At 61.3% G+C, this 20,085-nt stretch carries 12 protein-coding genes and 1 pseudogene; 7 read left to right on the top strand and 6 right to left on the bottom strand.

Going from position 1 to position 20,085, the window contains the following annotated elements; translation table 11 throughout:
- Positions 1-135 precede the first annotated feature (135 nt).
- A complete protein-coding gene (locus KHP07_RS21265) occupies positions 136-1,413 on the top strand; it encodes an O-acetylhomoserine aminocarboxypropyltransferase/cysteine synthase family protein (protein WP_078046544.1) in 1,278 nt (425 codons plus the stop codon).
- Here the strand turns inward: KHP07_RS21265 and KHP07_RS21260 are convergent.
- The 4 genes from KHP07_RS21260 to KHP07_RS21245 all read right to left on the bottom strand — a co-directional run bounded on the left by KHP07_RS21260 (position 1,399) and on the right by KHP07_RS21245 (position 6,154).
- Positions 1,399-2,082, bottom strand: coding sequence for a DUF4123 domain-containing protein (locus KHP07_RS21260; RefSeq protein ID WP_214497985.1), 684 nt, complete (start codon positions 2,080-2,082; stop codon positions 1,399-1,401). The two genes, KHP07_RS21265 and KHP07_RS21260, sit on opposite strands and share 15 nt — an antisense overlap.
- A gap of 27 nt (positions 2,083-2,109) precedes the next feature.
- On the bottom strand, positions 2,110-4,086 hold the full coding sequence (locus KHP07_RS21255; protein WP_214497984.1) for a type VI secretion system Vgr family protein: 1,977 nt from the start codon (positions 4,084-4,086) through the stop codon (positions 2,110-2,112).
- Positions 4,087-4,290: 204 nt separating this feature from the next.
- Complete coding sequence (gene putP, locus KHP07_RS21250; RefSeq protein ID WP_078046541.1) at positions 4,291-5,775, bottom strand: sodium/proline symporter PutP; 1,485 nt, start codon at positions 5,773-5,775, stop codon at positions 4,291-4,293.
- A gap of 121 nt (positions 5,776-5,896) precedes the next feature.
- Entirely contained in the window at positions 5,897-6,154 is a 258-nt protein-coding gene (locus KHP07_RS21245; protein ID WP_143523181.1) for a hypothetical protein, read from the bottom strand.
- 81 nt (positions 6,155-6,235) lie between these two features.
- On the opposite strand from KHP07_RS21245, the gene putA reads away from it, so the two are divergent.
- The gene (putA, locus tag KHP07_RS21240; RefSeq protein WP_214497983.1) at positions 6,236-10,189 is read left to right on the top strand and encodes a trifunctional transcriptional regulator/proline dehydrogenase/L-glutamate gamma-semialdehyde dehydrogenase; all 3,954 of its coding nucleotides are present in this window, start codon (positions 6,236-6,238) and stop codon (positions 10,187-10,189) included.
- 210 nt (positions 10,190-10,399) lie between these two features.
- Positions 10,400-12,202 carry an acyl-CoA dehydrogenase gene (locus KHP07_RS21235; RefSeq protein WP_100491654.1) on the top strand — a complete coding sequence of 601 codons (1,803 nt, stop codon included), beginning with the start codon at positions 10,400-10,402 and terminating at the stop codon, positions 12,200-12,202.
- Positions 12,203-12,209: 7 nt separating this feature from the next.
- Here KHP07_RS21235 and KHP07_RS21230 read toward each other — a convergent pair whose 3' ends face one another.
- Together KHP07_RS21230 and KHP07_RS21225 are read right to left on the bottom strand one after the other, a co-directional pair.
- On the bottom strand, positions 12,210-12,503 hold the full coding sequence (locus KHP07_RS21230) for a cell division protein ZapA (RefSeq protein ID WP_016977202.1): 294 nt from the start codon (positions 12,501-12,503) through the stop codon (positions 12,210-12,212).
- Positions 12,500-12,730, bottom strand: coding sequence for a hypothetical protein (locus KHP07_RS21225; RefSeq protein ID WP_016977201.1), 231 nt, complete (start codon positions 12,728-12,730; stop codon positions 12,500-12,502). Before KHP07_RS21225 ends, KHP07_RS21230 begins: the two co-directional genes overlap by 4 nt.
- A gap of 239 nt (positions 12,731-12,969) precedes the next feature.
- On the opposite strand from KHP07_RS21225, the pseudogene KHP07_RS29980 reads away from it, so the two are divergent.
- The 4 genes and pseudogenes from KHP07_RS29980 to mscK all read left to right on the top strand — a co-directional run.
- Positions 12,970-13,731, top strand: a pseudogene (locus KHP07_RS29980) (MCP four helix bundle domain-containing protein); the annotation flags it as partial.
- Positions 13,732-13,761: 30 nt separating this feature from the next.
- Entirely contained in the window at positions 13,762-14,634 is an 873-nt protein-coding gene (locus tag KHP07_RS29975) for a methyl-accepting chemotaxis protein (protein WP_370694346.1), read from the top strand.
- A gap of 232 nt (positions 14,635-14,866) precedes the next feature.
- A complete protein-coding gene (locus tag KHP07_RS21215; RefSeq protein WP_016977199.1) occupies positions 14,867-16,609 on the top strand; it encodes a potassium/proton antiporter in 1,743 nt (580 codons plus the stop codon).
- 50 nt (positions 16,610-16,659) lie between these two features.
- A complete protein-coding gene (mscK, locus tag KHP07_RS21210) occupies positions 16,660-20,043 on the top strand; it encodes a mechanosensitive channel MscK (RefSeq protein WP_214497982.1) in 3,384 nt (1,127 codons plus the stop codon).
- The last annotated feature ends 42 nt before the right edge of the window (positions 20,044-20,085 follow it).

The following is a 20,085-nucleotide window of genomic DNA, read 5'->3' as shown; positions in this document are numbered from 1 at the left end:
GGGCGTTGGTGCAGTGCGGCGTGCCGGGCGGTGCTTATGTCAAAAAGTCAGGGTGACGCCCGGAAAAAATCTAAATGCTCACGCCGGGGCAGATTTATTGTGGCAATCCACAATCCAGGGAGGTCACTAACCATCATGAAAGACGCCACCATCGCGCTGCACCACGGTTTCAAATCGGACCCTACCACCAAGGCCGTCGCCGTGCCGATCTACCAGAACGTCGCCTTTGAATTCGATAACGCCCAGCACGGTGCCGACCTGTTCAACCTGGACGTGCCAGGCAATATCTACACGCGCATCATGAACCCCACCAATGACGTGCTGGAACAGCGCATCGCCGCACTTGAAGGCGGTATCGCAGGCCTGGCGGTGTCGGCCGGCAGCGCGGCGATCCACTACGCGATTCAGACCCTCACCCGTGCCGGCGACAATATCGTCACCACCCCGCAGCTCTATGGCGGCACGTACACCTTGTTCGCCCACTTGCTGCCAAGCTTCGGCGTCGATGTGCGTTTTGCCCGCGATGACTCTCCCGAAGCCATCGCGGAGCTGATCGACGACAACACCAAGCTGGTCTACTGCGAAAGCATCGGCAACCCCGCGGGCAACATCATCGATATCGAAGCGCTGGCCAATGTCGCCCACGCCCGCGGCGTGCCGCTGGTGGTGGACAACACCGTGGCCACGCCGATCCTGTGCAAGCCGATCCAGTTCGGCGCCGATATCGTGGTGCACTCGGTGACCAAATACATCGGCGGCCACGGCAATTCCCTCGGCGGTGTGATCGTCGACAGCGGCACGTTTCCCTGGACGAAATATCCGCAGAAATTCCCCGGGCTGAATAACCCAGAGCCCGCCTATCATGGCGTGGTCTACACCGAAAAATTCGGCCCCGCCGCCTTTATCGCCCGTGCTCGCACCGTTCCGCTACGCAATACCGGCGCGGCGCTGGCGCCGATGAACGCTTTCCTACTGTTGCAGGGTCTGGAGACCCTGGCCCTGCGCATGGAACGCCATACCGAAAACGCCTTGAAAGTTGCGCAGTTCCTGCAAGGCCACGCCGACGTGGAATGGGTCAGCTATGCCGGCCTGCCCGATCACCCTCATCACGCGCTGGCGCAGAAATACCTACAGGGCAAACCCTCGGCGATCCTCTCCTTCGGCCTCAAAGGTGGCTATGCGGCCGGCGTGCGCTTCTACGACGCCCTGCAAATCTTCAAGCGCCTGGTGAATATCGGCGATGCAAAATCCCTGGCCTGCCACCCCGCCTCCACCACCCACCGGCAGATGAACGAGCAGGAACAAGCCAAGGCTGGTGTGAAGCCGGAAATGATTCGCCTGTCGGTGGGCATCGAGGCGATCGAAGACCTGATCGAAGACTTGCAGCAGGCACTGGAATCAACGCAGCTCTGAAGACAGGTAGTCGGCCAGCGACTGATAACTGATATCCGTGCCGCGCGCGAAGTAAGCGACCTTGTGATGCAAGGTCGTCTGCGCAAAGGCGATATGAAGGTCGGGTCGTTGTTCTTCAAGCCATTGCAGCAGATTGTGAATAAGGGTCTGCGGCGATTGCTCCGCCAGGTGCTCCACCAACCCGGCGGGCACCCGCCACCATGGGCTGGTTTTGGCGGCAGTGACCGGGCCAGTCTTAACGTCCAGCGGTTGGCCATTGATCAGGTAACGCTGGAACACCGGCAATATCTCACCCCCCCACTGCTGAATGATCGGCAGAAACTGCACCCCATCCCAAAAGCGCAGAAACACTTCCTGGCCATCAGGCAGATACACCTTCGTCAGGCTTTGCAGGTGTGCAACCACCCTCTCCAATGGGCTCGACGAGATGGCCAGCCAGCCCCAATCCGTAGCGTCAGTGGAAGCCGCCCATTCAAGGAAAGGGCTACCCGGCTCTACGATTCCCACATAGGGCATCACCTCATCCCATGTCGCATAGGCCGTGCCGGCCCAAACGGGCTGTGGCGGGGGGCCGCCGAGTAGCGTACGCCAAGCGTCCAAGGGTTTGGCGTCACTGGCAGCGCTCATGACCGCGAAGATTTTTTCACCAGCAAGCAAGCTTTGCAGCATCGGCATAAAGTCCTTTCAAGATGCACGTCAATTGAGATTGCATTGGCCCTTCTTGCAACGCTCGCACTCTTCGCAGAACGGCGCGCTGCGCTTCAGGCTGGCAACTTGCGGCCGACTCAGAGGCGCAGGAATAACTGCCAGCAACGTGTCCTTCAGCCCAGGCATCAACGGCGCTGCCACCGGCACGGGCGAACTACCCAGCTGGATGGGTACGCTGCTGAAAATGCCGCCGGCAGACAGCGTGATTGACTGCCCACCTGCCTGAATCGTGACCGTCGCCCCCGCATCGATAACGATGCTTTGCCCTGCGCCTATTTGAATGGTCTGCCCGGCGCGTACCTGCTGCGAGCCATTGACGATCAAGTGATCGTCCTGCTTGAGGTCGGTCAGGCGATTGCCATGGGTAATGCGTTGTTCTTCGCCTTGCAGTTCGTGATGAGACTCGCCGCCTACGGTCACCCGGTGGTCATGCAACACATGCTGCGTCCAGTCTCGCTGGGCTCGCAGGTAGATCTCCTCGGCGCCCTTGCGATCTTCGATGCGCAATTCGTTGTAACCACCCCCACCGGGGCTGCTTTGGCTGCGCAAGATACTGCGGGTCTTGTCTGCCGGCAGGTCGAGGGGCACGTGCGTTGCCGCGTTGGGTAAGCAGCCCATGACCAACGGCATGTCCATGTCGCCATTGACGAAGCCCACCAGCACTTCCATGCCGACTCGTGGGATCAGCACCGACCCGTAGCGATCATGTGCCCACCCACTGGCAACCCTCAGCCAGCAACTGGAATGATCGTTATAGTCACCGGCGCGGTCCCAAGCCAATTGCACCTTGACCCGGCCGTACTCATCGCAATGGATTTCACTGTCGACGGGGCCGGTGACCACGGCTTGCTGATAACCGGAAACCATTGGCCGCGCATGCTCCTCCACCGGCGGACGGAAAATCACGTCCCATGGTGCGGCGCTGAATTCGTTGCGATACCCCTGGCGAAAATCCGCGCCTGCCGCCTCGGTCACAGCCTCTTCCAGCACCTGGGGTTGCTTGCCCTCGTGGGTCACCTGCGTTACCAGCCACAGGTCATTCCATTCGTCGCGCGGATGACCGCTCAGATTGAGGAACCTGCCACTGGCCAATGCCGGCTCATCCCCGCTGCCATGGGCGATGCGGTAGTCACTGCGATGGCGCTCCAAGCCACGTTGTGCCAGGTATTTTCCATGGGCGCGGTCGCTGAAGTGACCGGGGTAAACCTGCATTTCAAGCTTCGGAAGCTGCTCGCCAGCCACCGCACTTTCAAGGCCCAGCCGCGGTTTGCGAAAGTCGTAATCGCGCAGGTTCATGGCCGTGGTGCAGGTCTGCACCTGCACCGTAAACCGCTTGATCGCCGGGGTATCCGCCACCATCCCGGACCCGGGGGTGTAAGGCGTGGGCGGGTCGGCTTGGGCAAAGACGGTCTGGTCATCGCCAAAGACCAGCAAATGCCCCTCGGCCGAATGCTGGAAGTGATAGTGAATGCCCAACTCCCCGCACAGCCGCTGGATGAACGCCAGATCCGTCTCGCCAAACTGCACGCAATACTCGCGTTCGGGGTAGGTACCACTGAGGCGGAATTCGAAACGATCCCCCTGGATACCCTGCCCCTCCAGCACTTGCGCGACAATCTGCGGCACCGTCTTGTGCTGGAAAATGCGCTGGTGGCTGCTGTGATCCAGATAGGCAAGCTGCGGCACGAGCGTCATCTGATAACGCGTCAGCCGCCGACCCGAATCACCCTGCGCCATACGGTAAACCAGGCCATGAACACCATGGCCGTGCTCATCGAACCCCAGGTACACCGGGTGATGCAGCAGGCCTTCAAGATCCAGATCAGGTTGCTCACTGACCAGTTCGAGCTCGAAACGATAGGGCCGGCTGATGGATTCGTCCCCCTTGAATTCGAACACCTTGAACTCACTGGGCGCCCCGTCGAGGGACAGGGTAAAGGCACTTTGATTGGCAGGAGCGAACATCCGGTGTTTCTCTGCGAGGGGTGGGAGGCGGATTTTGCATCACTGTTCCGCCCTGCTGAGCACGGCCCAGATAAATCAGTAAAACCCTACACAGACACGTCAGAATCCTCTTCGGAGCGACGTAAAACACACGCAAAAAAAGGCCCGCCATCCGTAGGACGCGGGCCTTTTTTTCAACTCATCAGGCGCTTAACGCCCGGCGAATTACTTGTTGAGGTTGTAGTCTTTTTCCGCAGCATCAAAACGCTCGACCATACCCGCCGTCGGTGCGCCCATCTTGCTCACGAAGTAGATCGCGAGGCTGGCAAAGATGAAGCCTGGGATGATTTCGTACAGGCCCAGCAGCTCGAAGTGCTTCCACACGATCACGGTGATCGCGCCGACCAGGATGCCGGCCAGTGCGCCGTTGCGGGTCATGTTTTTCCAGATCACCGAGATCAGCACCACAGGGCCGAAGGCAGCACCGAAACCTGCCCAAGCGTAGCTCACCAGGCCCAGAACACGGTTGTTCGGGTTGGCGGCCAGGGCGATGGCGACCAGGGCCACCAGCAGCACCATGGCACGGCCGACCCACACCAGTTCAAGCTGGGAGGCAGTCTTGCGCAGGAAGGTCTTGTAGAAGTCTTCGGTCAGGGCGCTGGAGCACACCAGCAGTTGGCAGCTCAGGGTGCTCATGACGGCAGCCAGAATGGCCGACAGCAGCACGCCGGCGATCCATGGGTTGAACAGCAGCTTGGCCAGCTCGATGAACACACGCTCGTGGTTCTCGTTGACCGGGCCGGCCACTTCCGGGTGCGCCGAGAAGTACGCGATACCGAAGAAGCCCACCGCCACGGTGCCGCCCAGGCACAGGATCATCCAGGTCATGGAGATGCGACGTGCGTTGGCAATCGACTTCACCGAATCTGCCGCCATGAAACGCGCGAGGATGTGCGGCTGGCCGAAGTAACCCAGGCCCCAGCCCATCAGCGAGATGATGCCAATGAAGGTGGTGTTCTTCAGCATGTTGAAGTTGTCAGGGTTCTTGGCTTCGATCGCCAGGAAGGTGGTATCGACACCACCGGTTGCCAGCAGCACGATGATCGGCGTCAGGATCAGCGCGAAGATCATCAGTGTGGCTTGTACGGTATCTGTCCAGCTCACCGCCAGGAAACCACCAACGAAGGTGTAGGCGATAGTCGCTGCTGCACCGGCCCACAGCGCGGTCTCGTAGGACATGCCGAAGGTGCTTTCGAACAGGCGGGCACCGGCGACGATGCCGGAGGCGCAGTAGATGGTGAAGAACACCAGGATCACGACGGCGGAGATGATCCGCAGCAGGCCGCTCTTGTCTTCGAAACGGCTGGAGAAGTAATCCGGCAGCGTCAGGGCGTCACCGTTGTGCTCGGTCTGTACCCGCAGGCGACCGGCGACGAACAGCCAGTTGAGGTAGGCACCGACGATCAGGCCGATGGCGATCCAGCTTTCCGACAGGCCAGACATGTAGATCGCGCCCGGCAAGCCCATCAACAACCAGCCGCTCATGTCGGAAGCGCCGGCCGACAAGGCAGTCACCACGCTACCGAGGCTACGACCGCCCAGGATGTAATCGGAAAGGTTGTTGGTGGAGCGATAGGCCATGAAGCCGATCAGCACCATTGCTGCGATGTAGATCACGAACGTGATCAGGGTTGGATTACTAACGCTCATAAGAGTGACGCCCTGGCTTTGTTTTTATGTAGCGGCGGTCTGTCAGACGGCCCCCCACTGGAAGTAGGTAGACGTAGCTGCGTGCCGCGCATTTATGACTGACGTTTCCCCAGGAAAGCCGTCAGCCGATGAACCCAACGATTAAGTTGGTTGCACCTTGGGCGCGAATGCTATTCAACAAAGCAAATAAGGTGCAACCAGTTTCTTGAGAATAAGTTGCACCTAGGTGTGTTTTGCGGAAAACACCCCGTTTTTGCTCCTTTTCGGAGCAAGAACAGCCGATCTCAGAAGCAAACGCACCAAGGCGAAGCGGATTCCGTCGAAGGCCGGTTTTTTTCCCGATCACGATCGAAAAATTCCTGAAGAAAATGGGTTGCACCCGGTTGCACCTCTGCATGCGCAAAGCTAATCTTGCCGCCAGCTAATGCCACTCGGTAGTGGCACCCATGAGGATAAGAAAATGGCTACGACCACCCTTGGGGTCAAACTTGACGACCCGACCCGCGAGCGCTTGAAGGCGGCCGCGACCTCCATTGATCGCACGCCGCACTGGCTGATCAAGCAGGCGATCTTCAATTACCTGGAGAAACTGGAGGGTGGTGCAACCCTGACTGAACTCAATGGTTTGAGCAGCAAGGACGCTGACGACGCTGGCGAGGTCCAGACCGACCACGCCCACCAGTGCTTCCTTGAGTTCGCCGAAAGCATCCTGCCGCAATCCGTGCTGCGCGCTTCGATCACCGCCGCTTACCGTCGCCCCGAGCCGGAAGTGGTACCGATGCTGATCGAGCAAGCCCGCCTGCCGGCGCCAATGGCCGAAGCGACCAACAAGCTGGCGGCGTCGATTGCCGAAAAACTGCGTAACCAGAAGAGCGCAGGCGGCCGTGCCGGGATTGTTCAAGGCCTGCTGCAAGAATTTTCCCTGTCGTCCCAGGAAGGCGTGGCCCTGATGTGCCTGGCCGAAGCGCTGCTGCGCATCCCGGACAAAGGCACCCGCGACGCGCTGATCCGCGACAAGATCAGCACCGGCAACTGGCAGCCGCACCTGGGCAACAGCCCGTCGTTGTTCGTCAACGCCGCGACCTGGGGCCTGCTGCTGACCGGTAAACTGGTCGCCACCCACAACGAAGCCGGCCTCACCTCGTCCCTGAGCCGCATCATCGGCAAGAGCGGCGAGCCGATGATCCGCAAGGGCGTCGACATGGCCATGCGCCTGATGGGCGAGCAGTTTGTCACCGGTGAAACCATCGCCGAAGCCTTGGCCAACGCGAGCAAGTTCGAAGCCAAAGGCTTCCGCTATTCCTACGACATGCTCGGTGAAGCCGCGCTGACCGAACACGATGCGCAGAAGTACCTGGCCTCGTACGAACAAGCCATTCACTCCATCGGCAAAGCCTCCCATGGGCGTGGGATTTATGAAGGCCCGGGCATTTCCATCAAGCTGTCGGCGCTGCACCCGCGCTACAGCCGCGCACAGTACGAGCGTGTGATGGACGAGCTGTACCCGCGCCTGCTGTCCCTGACACTGCTGGCCAAGCAATACGACATCGGCCTGAACATCGACGCCGAAGAAGCCGACCGCCTGGAGCTGTCCCTGGACCTGCTCGAGCGCCTGTGCTTCGAGCCGCAACTGACCGGCTGGAACGGCATCGGTTTCGTGATCCAGGCCTACCAGAAGCGTTGCCCGTATGTGATCGACTACGTCATCGACCTGGCGCGCCGCAGCCGCCACCGCCTGATGATCCGCCTGGTAAAAGGCGCGTACTGGGACAGCGAAATCAAGCGCGCCCAGGTCGAAGGCCTGGAAGGCTACCCGGTGTACACCCGCAAGGTGTACACCGACGTTTCCTACATTGCCTGCGCACGCAAACTGCTGTCGGTGCCGGAAGTTATCTACCCGCAGTTCGCCACGCATAACGCTCACACGCTGTCGGCCATCTACCATATCGCCGGTCAGAACTATTACCCCGGCCAGTACGAGTTCCAATGCCTGCACGGCATGGGCGAACCGCTGTACGAGCAGGTTGTAGGCAAGGTTGCCGATGGCAAGCTGAACCGTCCGTGCCGTGTGTACGCTCCAGTCGGCACCCACGAAACGCTGCTGGCCTACCTGGTCCGTCGCCTGCTGGAAAACGGCGCGAACACCTCGTTCGTCAACCGCATTGCCGACCAATCCATTTCGATCCAGGAGCTGGTGGCCGACCCAGTGGCCAGCATCGAGCAAATGGCCACGCTGGAAGGCGGCTTCGGCCTGCCGCACCCGCGCATTCCATTGCCGCGTGACCTGTACGGCAGCGACCGCGCCAATTCGGCCGGTATCGACCTGGCCAACGAACACCGCCTGGCGTCGCTGTCCTGCGCCTTGCTGGCCACGGCTCACAACAACTGGAAAGCTGCGCCGATGCTCGGTTGCGCCTCCAGCGAGCAAGCGGCGGCGCCTGTACTGAACCCGTCCGACCTGCGTGACGTAGTCGGTCATGTGCAAGAAGCCACCGTCGAAGACGTCGACAACGCTATCCAGTGCGCCATCAGCGCCGGTCCGATCTGGCAGGCCACCCCGCCCGCCGAGCGCGCCGCCATCCTGGAACGTGCCGCCGACCTGATGGAAGGCGAGATTCAGCCACTGATGGGCCTGCTGGCCCGTGAAGCCGGCAAGACGTTTGCCAACGCCATCGCCGAAGTGCGTGAAGCCGTGGACTTCCTGCGCTACTACGCGGTGCAGGCGCGCAACGACTTCACTAATGACGCCCACCGCCCATTGGGCCCGGTGGTCTGCATCAGCCCGTGGAACTTCCCGCTGGCGATCTTCAGCGGTCAAGTCGCTGCCGCACTGGCCGCCGGTAACCCGGTATTGGCCAAGCCGGCCGAACAAACCCCGCTGGTCGCCGCGCAAGCCGTGCGCATCCTGCTGGAAGCCGGCATTCCGGAAGGCGTGCTGCAACTGCTGCCGGGCCAGGGCGAAACCGTCGGTGCGCGCCTGGTGGGTGATGATCGCGTCAAAGGCGTGATGTTCACCGGCTCCACCGAAGTGGCGCGCCTGCTGCAACGCAATGTCGCCGGCCGGCTGGATGCCCAGGGCCGTCCGATCCCGCTGATCGCCGAAACTGGCGGCCAGAACGCGATGATCGTCGACTCCTCGGCGCTCACCGAACAAGTGGTAATCGACGTGGTGTCCTCGGCCTTCGACAGTGCCGGCCAACGCTGCTCGGCCCTGCGCGTGCTGTGCCTGCAGGAAGATTCGGCAGACCGTGTCATCGAAATGCTCAAGGGCGCCATGGCTGAATGCCGCCTCGGTAACCCGGAGCGCCTGTCCGTGGATATCGGCCCGGTGATCGACGCCGAAGCCAAGGCCGGTATCGAGAAACACATCCAGGCCATGCGCGACAAAGGCCGCAACGTGTACCAGGTGGCCATTGCCGACGGCGACGAGATCAAGCGCGGCACCTTCGTGATGCCAACCCTGATCGAGCTGGAAAGCTTCGACGAACTGCAACGCGAAATCTTTGGCCCGGTACTGCACGTGGTGCGCTACAAGCGCAAAGAGATCGACCAGCTCATCGGCCAGATCAATGCTTCCGGCTACGGCCTGACCCTGGGCGTGCATACCCGTATCGACGAGACCATCGCCAAGGTGATCGACAACGTCAATGCCGGTAACGTCTACGTCAACCGCAACATCGTCGGTGCCGTGGTTGGCGTGCAACCGTTCGGCGGCGAAGGCCTGTCGGGCACGGGCCCGAAAGCCGGCGGCCCGCTGTACCTGTACCGCCTGCTGTCGACTCGCCCTACGGATGCCATCGAGCAATCCTTCGTACGTGGCGATGCACTGGCTGCACCGGATGTTCGTTTGCGCGACGCCATGAGCCAGCCGCTGACCGCCCTGAAAACCTGGGCCGACAACAATCAGTTCAGCGACCTGAGCGCCCTGTGCAGCCAGTTTGCCGCGCAATCGCAAAGCGGTATCACCCGTCAACTGGCCGGCCCGACCGGCGAGCGCAACAGCTACGCCATCCTGCCCCGCGAGCACGTGCTGTGCCTGGCGGAAGTGGAAGGCGACCTGCTGACGCAACTGGCGGCGGTATTGGCGGTGGGCGGTTCGGCGGTATGGCCGGAAACTGACCTGACCAAAGCCTTGTTCCCACGCTTGCCGCGGGAAGTTCAGGCGAAGATCAAGCGTGTGGCTGACTGGACCAAGGATGAGGTGGTGTTCGACGCGGTCGTCCACCACGGCGATTCCGACCAACTGCGCGCGGTGTGCCAGCAAGTGGCGCAGCGCGGTGGCGCGATTGTTGGGGTGCATGGTTTGTCGCAAGGTGAGACGGCGATTGCGCTGGAGCGCCTGGTGATCGAGCGGGCATTGAGCGTTAACACGGCTGCGGCAGGTGGGAATGCGAGCCTGATGACTATCGGTTAACTCATGTGGGAGCTGGCTTGCCTGCGATAGCGGTGGGCCAGTGACTTAGATGTCAGCTGGCACGGCCTCATCGCAGGCAAGCCAGCTCCCACATTGACCGCATCCAACCTTCCGCCCGCGTTCTGCCCCTCCATCACGCAAATCAATCTTGCTATCCAGCATATATTCGCGCACTTAGACTCAGGCCAATTCCTCCAAAGGTAAGCCGCCATGTCCGAGACGCTGCTCAGTTCCCGCAATCTGGCTTTCGAGCTATATGAAGTCCTCGATGCCGAGGGCCTGACCCAGCGCGAGCGGTTTGCCGAGCACAATCGCGAAACCTTCGATGCGGCCATCAGTACCGCGCGCACTATTGCCGAGAAGTATTTCGCCCCTCACAACCGCAAGAACGACGAAAACGAACCGCGCTACGAAGACGGCAAGGCCATCCTGATTCCGGAAGTGAAGCCAGCGGTGGATGCGTTCCTCGAAGCCGGCTTCCTCAACGCGGCGCGCAGTTTCGAAGCGGGCGGCATGCAACTGCCCACCCTGCTGTCGCAAGCCTGTTTCGCGCACTTCCAGTCGGCCAACGCCGCGTCCACGTCCTACCCGTTCCTGACCATGGGCGCCGCCAACCTGATCGAAAGCTTCGGTACCGACGATCAGAAACAACGCTTCCTGCAGCCGATGATCGATGGCCGTTTCTTCGGCACCATGGCCCTCACCGAACCCCACGCCGGCTCATCGCTGTCGGATATTCGTACCCGCGCCGAGCCTGCGGCTGACGGCACATATCGGCTCAAGGGCAACAAGATCTTCATTTCCGGCGGCGATCACCCACTGTCGGAAAACATCGTGCACATGGTGTTGGCCAAGCTGCCGGATGCGCCGCCCGGAGTGAAGGGCATTTCGCTGTTTATCGTGCCCAAGTTCCTGGTCAACGACGACGGCAGCCTGGGGGAACGCAACGACGTGCTGCTGGCGGGGCTTTTCCACAAGATGGGCTGGCGCGGCACCACGTCCACGGCGTTGAATTTCGGCGACAACGGCAACTGTGTCGGCTACCTGGTGGGCAAGCCGCACCAGGGGTTGAGCTGCATGTTCCAGATGATGAACGAGGCACGCATCGGTGTGGGCATGGGCGCGGTGATGCTCGGTTATGCCGGCTACCTCTACTCCCTGGAGTACGCCCGTGAACGCCCGCAAGGTCGCCTGCCTGATAGCAAGGATCCCACCACTGCGCCGGTCTCGATCATCCAGCACGCCGACATCAAGCGCATGCTGCTCACCCAAAAGTCCTACGTGGAAGGCGCCTTCGACCTCGGCCTCTACGCCGCTCGCCTGTTCGACGACACCACCACCCTGGAAACCGAAGCCGAGCGCAAGCACGCCCACGAACTGCTGGACTTGCTCACCCCTATCGTCAAATCCTGGCCCTCGGAGTTCTGCCTCAAGGCCAACGAACTGGCGATCCAGATTCTCGGTGGCCATGGCTACACCCGCGAATACCCTGTGGAGCAGTATTACCGTGACAACCGCCTGAACCCCATCCATGAAGGCACCCACGGCATCCAGTCCCTGGATTTGCTCGGGCGCAAGCTCGCACAGAATGGCGGAGCGGGCTTGAAGCAACTCATTAGACTGATCGCCGAAACCGGTGCCCGGGCGCAGCAGTACCCAAGCCTCACCCCACTCAGGGAACCGCTTGAGCAGTTGGTCAACCGCCTGCAAAGCGTGACGATCGGCCTACTGACGGATCTCGCCCACGGCAAGGTCAACAGCAGCCTGGCGAATTCGGCGCTGTACTTGAAGGTGTTCGGGCATACGGTGATTGGCTGGCGCTGGCTGGAACAGGCGATTCGCGCCGAAGAAGGCTTGGCCAAGGGCGTGGCGGCCGATGTGGCCTTCTATAAGGGCAAGCTCCAGGCTGCCCGGTACTTCCTGACCTGGGAAGTACCGAGCTGCCATCATGAACTGGCGATCCTGGAGGCACGCGATGATACGTGCCTCGGCATGCAGGATGAGTGGTTCTAACCGCTGATCAAGGCGTTCCGATCGCCTTGGAAATCACATCGACCGTGGCGCTGACTTGCTCTTGGTAACGGTCGAGTTCCTGCTGGTGAGCCTGCTGCATTTCGATCTGCTCGGCGCACAGGTTCAGCGCCGCCAGCACCAGTAACTTGTCACCGATCAGGGTCGGGTACTTTTTCTTGGTGGTGGCCAGGGACGCCTTGAGCAGGGTCACGGCGTGCATCAGGGTTTTCTCTTCCCCGGCCGGTGCCTTGATCGAGTAATCCTCTCCGAGAATCGAAACGACCTTTATCCCTTCACTCATGCGCCGACAGGCCCTGCGCTCACACGCTCAACCAGTGCCTGGATACGTGCGGCAGTAGCGCCGTGCTTCTCTTCCTGTTCCATCAGGTTCAACTGCAGGCTGTCGTTCTCATCTTTGGCACGCGCCAGTTCGGCCTTGAGGGATTCGTTGGTGCCCAGTAGGTCCTGATTCTGCTGTACCAGGTCGCTGACCAGTTGTTCCAATTGGCTGAGGGATGCTTCTAACATTTTGATTTCTCGGGCTTTTTCAAAGGGCGGTGACGATAAAGAAAATTCACCTCGGATGCCAGGGTTATCCCTGGCGCGCAGCCCGATTTTTAAGGGCCGGGCCGCACTTTCGAGCCTTAGTGACTGCATTTACCCGATCTGGTTCCTGAATCGGCCGAACCCCTCGTCAGATGCGACAAAAACGCACATGCCCCTTTAGACTTTAGTCGTACGACCGATAGAGAGGCACAGACCGTCTCATGGCCGCACGGATCGCGCTCTCCCCCCAGGATTCCCGCATGTCGCTTCGTAATATGAATATCGCTCCGAGGGCCTTCCTCGGCTTCGCGTTTATTGGCGCGTTGATGTTGTTTCTCGGTGTGTTCGCCCTGAATCAAATGAGCAAGATACGCGCCGCCACGGAAGACATCACCCTGTCCAGCGTGCCAAGCATTCGTGCCCTCGATGAGTTCACCCAACTGACTCTGCGCCTGCGGGTGCTGTCGTACCGCCTGCTGACCAACCGCGAGCCGGAGGTCCAGCAAAAAACCCTGGAAGCCTTTGAGCTGCGCAATCAGCAGATTCGCACGGCCCAGGGCATCTACGAAAAACTCATCGAGAGCAGCGAAGAGCGCTCGACCTACGACGAATACGTGCGCCTTCTCGGCCAGTACCACCAGATTGAAGAGCGCATGAAGAGCCTGTCGCGCGCCAATCAAGTGGAAGAGCTGCGCACCCTGCTCAACACCGAACTGCTGAGCAACTCCGAGCAGGTCAACGCCGTGCTCACCCGCCTGCTGGACATCAACAATAAGATGGCCCTGGCTACCAATAAAGACGCCGAAGACCAATACAACATGGCCTTCAACATGGTGGTGAGCCTTCTGGTGATCGCCACCCTGCTGACACTGCTGTTTGCGTGGCTGCTGACCCGCAGCATCACCCTGCCCATCTCCCAGGCCTTGGAAGCGGCCGAAGAAGTTGCCGAAGGCAACCTGACGCGCCCGATCAACGTCGACGGCAACGACGAAGCCGGGCGCCTGTTGGCGGCCATGGCCAAGATGCAGGACAAACTGCGCGACACCCTGCAACGCATTGCCGGGTCCGCGACCCAGCTGGCGTCGGCTGCCGAGGAACTGAACGCCGTCACCGACGAAAGCGCCCGTGGCCTGACCCAGCAAAACAACGAAATCGAACAAGCCGCCACCGCGGTGAACGAGATGACCAGTGCCGTCGAGGAAGTCGCCCGCAATGCGGTGAGCACCTCCGAGGCATCGCGCAACGCCACCACTTCTGCCGGCGATGGCCGTGACCTGGTGCAGGAAACCGTCAGCGCCATCGAACGCATGAGCGGCGACGTACAGGCCACCGCCACCCTGATCGGCGACCTGGCCAACGAGTCCCGCGATATCGGCAAGGTGCTGGACGTGATCCGTGGCCTGGCCGACCAGACCAACCTGCTGGCCCTGAACGCGGCGATTGAAGCGGCACGTGCTGGCGAAGCCGGTCGCGGTTTTGCGGTGGTCGCCGATGAAGTGCGCGCCCTGGCTCATCGCACGCAGCAGTCGACCAGCGAGATCGAGCGGATGATCGGCAGCATCCAGGCCGGCACCGAGCACGCAGTAGATTCGATGCGCAACAGCACCGAACGCGCGGAATCGACGTTGAATATCGCCAAAGGCGCCGGGATGTCGCTGGATACCATCAATACCGCGATCGTTGAGATCAACGAACGCAACCTGGTCATCGCCAGCGCAGCCGAAGAGCAGGCCCAAGTGGCGCGGGAAGTGGACCGCAACCTGGTGAACATCCGTGACCTGTCGGTGCAATCGGCCACGGGTGCCAGCCAGACCAGTGCGGCGAGCAGCGAGCTGTCGCGCCTGGCGGTGGACTTGAATGGGATGGTCGGGCGCTTCCGCCTCTAACTGACACGCCTCAGTCAAAATGTGGGAGCGGGCCTGCTCGCGAATGCAGTGGTTCAGTCAGCATATCTTTAGCTGATATACCGCATTCGCGAGCAAGCCCGCTCCCACATTGGATCTATAGCAACCTGTAAAAGCTTTTTGACAGCGCAGCAATTCAACAGGTTAGAATCACTGGCACGCAGACTGCATGGTCAGTTTGCGCCCCGTCTTGTTTGCTCATGGAGTACTGCCTTTGAATGCGACGACCATCAACAGCCTGTTCTTGATCGGCGCGTTGCTGGTGAGTGCGAGCATTCTGGTGAGTTCTCTTTCGTCCCGCCTGGGCATTCCGATCCTGGTGATCATCCTGGCCGTAGGCATGGTCGCCGGCGTCGATGGCGGCGGCATCATCTTCGACAACTACCCGACCGCCTACCTGGTGGGCAACCTCGCCCTGGCCGTGATCCTGCTCGATGGCGGTTTACGTACACGGGTGGCGAGTTTCCGCGTGGCACTCTGGCCGGCGTTGTCGCTGGCCACGGTGGGGGTGTTGATTACCACCGGCCTCACCGGCATGGCCGCGGCCTGGCTTTTTGACCTCAATATCATCCAAGGCTTGTTGATTGGCGCGATTGTCGGCTCCACGGACGCTGCGGCAGTGTTCTCGCTGCTCGGCGGCAAGGGCCTCAACGAACGGGTCACCGCCAGCCTGGAAATCGAGTCCGGCAGCAACGACCCAATGGCGGTGTTCCTCACTGTCACCTTGATCGACATGCTCGCCAGCGGCCAGACCGGCCTGCACTGGAGCCTGCTGACTCACTTGGTGCGCGAGTTCGGCATCGGTGGCGTGGTCGGCCTGGGCGGCGGCTGGCTGATGCTGCAAATGGTCAACCGCATCAACCTGGCCACCGGCCTGTACCCGATCCTGGTGATCGCTGGCGGCCTGTTCGTGTTCGCCGTAACCAACGCCCTGCACGGCAGCGGCTTCCTCGCCGTGTACCTGTGCGGCCTGGTGATCGGCAACCGCCCGGTGCGCAGCCGTCATGGCATTTTGCATATGCTCGACGGCATGGCCTGGTTGGCGCAGATCGGCATGTTCCTGGTACTGGGCCTGCTGGTCACGCCCCATGACTTGCTGCCCATCGCGTTGCCGGCCCTGGGCCTGGCGCTGTGGATGATTCTGTTTGCGCGGCCATTGTCGGTAATGGTCGGCCTGCTGCCGTTCAAAGCGTTCCACGGTCGGGAAAAGGCCTTTATCGCCTGGGTGGGCCTGCGCGGCGCGGTGCCGATCATTCTGGCGGTGTTCCCGCTGATGGCCGGGCTGCCCCATGCGCAGCTGTACTTCAATCTCGCGTTCTTTATCGTGCTGGTGTCGCTGCTGGTGCAGGGCACAAGCCTGCCGTGGGTGGCCAAGCTGCTCAAAGTCACCGTACCGCCGGACCCGGCGCCGATTTCCCGTGCCGCGCTGGAAGTGCACGTCACCAGCGAGTGGGAGCTGTTCGTCTACCGCCTGGGCGCGGAAAAATGGTGCATCGGTGCCGCCCTGCGTGAGCTGAAAATGCCCGAAGGCACGCGCATCGCTGCGCTGTTCCGTGGCCAGCAACTGCTCCATCCGTCGGGTAGTACGGTGCTGGAAGTCGGCGATTTGCTCTGTGTGATCGGCCATGAACACAACCTGCCCGCCCTGGGCAAACTGTTCAGCCAGGCGCCGCAACGCGGCCTGGACCTGCGCTTCTTCGGCGACTTCGTGCTGGAAGGCGACGCCCAGCTGGGCGCGGTTTCCGCCCTGTACGGCCTGAAGCTGGAGGGCATCGACCCGGACATGCCACTGAGCAGTTTCATCACCCAGAAAGTCGGCGGCGCGCCCATCGTCGGCGACCAGGTGGAGTGGAACAACACCATCTGGACCGTCGCGGTCATGGACGGGAACAAGATCGGCAAAGTGGGCGTCAGATTCCCCGAAGGAAGTCGCCCGGGCCCCGGACTCTTCCTCTAAACTGCGGGGCGACGACGCCCCCGATTCTTCACCTTGCAAGACCGGTCTCTATGCCTACCCTGCGCACGTTCCTCGCCACTGCCCTGCTGGGCCTGACCCTTTGTGTCGGCACCGTTCACGCGGCCGACCCGCCCAGCGCCGACGCCATCCAGCAAACCCTGGACAAGCTGCCCGACCGCAAGCTGCCCGACGCCGACATGAAGGCGCTGCAGACCATCCTGCAACAGACCCTGACGTACCTGGGCAACAAGCAGGATTACGAGCAGCGCCTGGTCGACCTCAAGCGCCAGTTGGAAGACGCGCCACGCCAGACCGCCGACAACCAGCGCGAGCTGACCCGGCTCAAGGCCACCAAAATCATCCCGGTCGCCCAGCGCTACGCCACCCTGCCGGTGCCGCAGCTTGAGCAGTTGCTGGTGCAACGCACCACCCAGCAAGGTGACCTGCAAAAAGAACTGGCCGACGCCAATAGCCTGTCCATCGCCGCCCAGACCCGCCCGGAGCGCGCCCAGACCGAAATCAGCAGCAGCCAGACGCGCATCCTGCAGATCAATTCGATCCTCAAGGCCGGCAAGGACAACGGCAAAACCCTCAGCGGCGACCAGCGCAACCAGCTCAACGCCGAACTTGCGGCCCTCAACGCGCTGATCCCGCTGCGTCGCCAGGAACTGGCCGGCAACAGCCAACTGCAAGACCTGGGCAACAGCCAGCACGACCTGGTGATGGAAAAAACCGCGCGCCTGGAACAAGAGATCCAGGACCTGCAAACCCTGATCAACCAGAAGCGCCTGGCCCAGTCCCAACAAACGGTGACCCAGCAGTCCATCGAAGCGCAAAAGGCCGGCGGCAGCAGCCTGCTGGCCACCGAAAGCGCGGCCAACCTGAAGCTGTCCGACTACCTGCTCAAAAGCACCGACCGCCTCAACGATCTGACCCAGAAGAACCTGAAAACCAAGCAGCAACTCGACACGGTGACCCAGAGCGACTCGGCCCTGGACGAGCAGATCAACGTGCTCAAGGGCAGCCTGTTGCTGTCCAAGATCCTCTACAAACAGAAACAGGCCTTGCCACGCCTGACCGTGGACCGCGACCTGGCGGACGACATCGCCAACATTCGCCTGTACCAATTCGAGGTCAACCAGCAACGCGAACTGATCAGTTCGCCAAGTGCCTATGTGGATAACCTGCTGGCCAACCAAGCGCCGGAAGACATCACCCCCCAACTGCGTCGCACCCTGCTGGAACTGGCGATCACCCGCAGCGACCTGCTGGAGCGCCTGAGCCGTGAGCTGAGCGCGCTGCTCAATGAATCCATCACCCTGCAACTGAACCAGAAACAACTGCTCAGCACCGCCACCACCCTGCGCGCGACGCTGGATGAGCAGATGTTCTGGATCCCCAGCAACAAGCCGCTGGACACCGAATGGCTGGAAACGGTGCCGGCGCACCTGAGCAAGCAAGTCGCCACCTTGCCCTGGGCCTCCAGCGTCAGCGAACTGTATGACGGCCTGACCCAGCGCCCGCTGCTGTTCCTGCCGCTGCTGCTGTTGATTGGCGCGCTGCTATGGCGTCGTAAAAACCTGTACCAGCGCCTGAACAAGGTGCATCTGGATATTGGCCACTTCAAGCGCGACAGCCAGTGGCATACACCCCAGGCCATCCTGATCAATATCCTGCTGGCGATGCCGGTTTCCCTAGGCTTGGCGCTGTGCGGCTACGCGCTGCAGATCGACGCCCGTGGGCAGAACGCCAACCTCGGTTCGGCCCTGCTGCAGATCGCCCAGGCCTGGCTGGTGTTCTATACCGCTTATCGCATCCTGGCGCCGGGTGGCGTGGCGGAACTGCACTTTCGCTGGGAAAAGCCACAGGTCGAATTCCTGCAAGGTTGGGTGCGCAAGCTTGGGCTGGTGGTACTCGCGCTGGTGGCCGTGGTGGCCATCGCTGAACACCAACCGGCGGCGCTGGCCGACGACGTACTGGGCATCGGCGTGGTACTCACCTGCTACGCGCTGATGGCCTGGCTGCTCGGCCGCCTGTTGCTCAACAGCCCGACCCATGAAAAGGCCTCACTGTTCCGCAAGGCCGTGGGCCTGATGTTTACCGCGCTGCCGGTCGCGCTGTTTATCGCCGTGTGCTTTGGCTACTACTACACCGCGCTCAAGCTCAGCGACCGCCTGATCAACACCCTTTACCTGCTGATGTTCTGGCTGGTGATCGAAGCCACCTTCGTCCGCGGCCTGGGCGTTGCCGCCCGGCGACTGGCCTATGCGCGTGCCCTGGCCAAACGCCAGGCCGCCAAGGAAGCCGGCGACGGCGAAGCAGTGATCGAAGAACCGACCCTGGACATCGAACAGGTTAACGAACAGTCCATGCGACTGATTCGCCTGGCCTTGCTCGGCGGCTTTATTGCCGCGCTGTACTGGGTATGGTCTGACCTGATCTCGGTGTTTTCGTATTTGGATAACGTCACGCTGTACGAATACACCAGCGGTACGGGTGCCAATATCAGCATGGTGCCGATCAGCATCGGCGACTTGCTCGGCGCGCTGATCATCATCGGCATCACCTTCGCCCTGGCGCGCAACCTGCCCGGCCTGCTCGAGGTGCTGGTGCTGTCCAAGCTGGACCTGGCCCAGGGCAGCGCCTATGCGACCACCACGTTGCTGTCGTATGTGATTGCCGGCGTCGGTTTCGTCTCCACCTTGTCCACCCTCGGCGTGAGCTGGGACAAGTTGCAATGGCTGGTGGCGGCGCTGTCGGTGGGCTTGGGCTTTGGTATGCAGGAGATCTTCGCGAACTTCATCTCCGGCATCATGATCCTGTTCGAACGCCCGGTGCGCATCGGCGACACCATCACCATCGGCAACCTGTCGGGCACGGTGAGCAAGATCCGCATCCGCGCCACCACGATCACTGACTTTGACCGCAAGGACATCATTGTCCCGAACAAGACGTTCATCACCGGGCAACTGATCAACTGGTCGCTGACTGACACCATCACCCGCGTCACCCTGAAACTGGGCGTGGACTACGGCTCGGATCTGGACCTGGTGAAGGAACTGTTACTCAAGGCTGCCAGGGAAAACCCACGGGTCCTGAAAGAGCCAGAACCCCATGTTTACTTCCTCAATTTCGGCGAAAGCACCCTCGACCACGAACTGCGCATGCATGTGCGCGACCTGGGTGACCGTAACCCGGTGCTGGACGAGGTCAACCGCTACATCAACCGTGAGTTCAAGAAACAGCACATCAACATCTCGTTCCGGCAGATGGAGGTGTACCTGAAGAATATGCACGGTCAGGAATACAAATTGGTGCCGGTTGAGGATGACCGCAAGACCATCGCAGGGCCTGAGACAGAGCAAGACGCCCCCGAGCCGCCACCCGGCAAATTCGACGATGCGCCGGAACCGCCGCCGAGCAAGCTCGACTAACCGCGCTATCCCCAGCAGAATGCTCGGACATTCTGCTGGAGA

Origin of the sequence: Pseudomonas sp. VS40 (genome assembly GCF_018587885.1) — a bacterium.
In the GTDB taxonomy this organism is placed as follows: Bacteria; Pseudomonadota; Gammaproteobacteria; order Pseudomonadales; family Pseudomonadaceae; genus Aquipseudomonas; species Aquipseudomonas pergaminensis.
This window is presented reverse-complemented; position numbering and strand designations above follow the sequence as displayed.

Coding starts and splice junctions, on each gene's coding strand:
- KHP07_RS21265 (WP_078046544.1), top strand. CDS start 136: ATGAAAGACGCCACCATCGCGCTGCACCACGGTTTCAAATCGGACCCT.
- KHP07_RS21260 (WP_214497985.1), bottom strand. CDS start 2,082: ATGCTGCAAAGCTTGCTTGCTGGTGAAAAAATCTTCGCGGTCATGAGC.
- KHP07_RS21255 (WP_214497984.1), bottom strand. CDS start 4,086: ATGTTCGCTCCTGCCAATCAAAGTGCCTTTACCCTGTCCCTCGACGGG.
- putP (WP_078046541.1), bottom strand. CDS start 5,775: ATGAGCGTTAGTAATCCAACCCTGATCACGTTCGTGATCTACATCGCA.
- putA (WP_214497983.1), top strand. CDS start 6,236: ATGGCTACGACCACCCTTGGGGTCAAACTTGACGACCCGACCCGCGAG.
- KHP07_RS21235 (WP_100491654.1), top strand. CDS start 10,400: ATGTCCGAGACGCTGCTCAGTTCCCGCAATCTGGCTTTCGAGCTATAT.
- KHP07_RS21230 (WP_016977202.1), bottom strand. CDS start 12,503: ATGAGTGAAGGGATAAAGGTCGTTTCGATTCTCGGAGAGGATTACTCG.
- KHP07_RS21225 (WP_016977201.1), bottom strand. CDS start 12,730: ATGTTAGAAGCATCCCTCAGCCAATTGGAACAACTGGTCAGCGACCTG.
- KHP07_RS29975 (WP_370694346.1), top strand. CDS start 13,762: ATGGCCAAGATGCAGGACAAACTGCGCGACACCCTGCAACGCATTGCC.
- mscK (WP_214497982.1), top strand. CDS start 16,660: ATGCCTACCCTGCGCACGTTCCTCGCCACTGCCCTGCTGGGCCTGACC.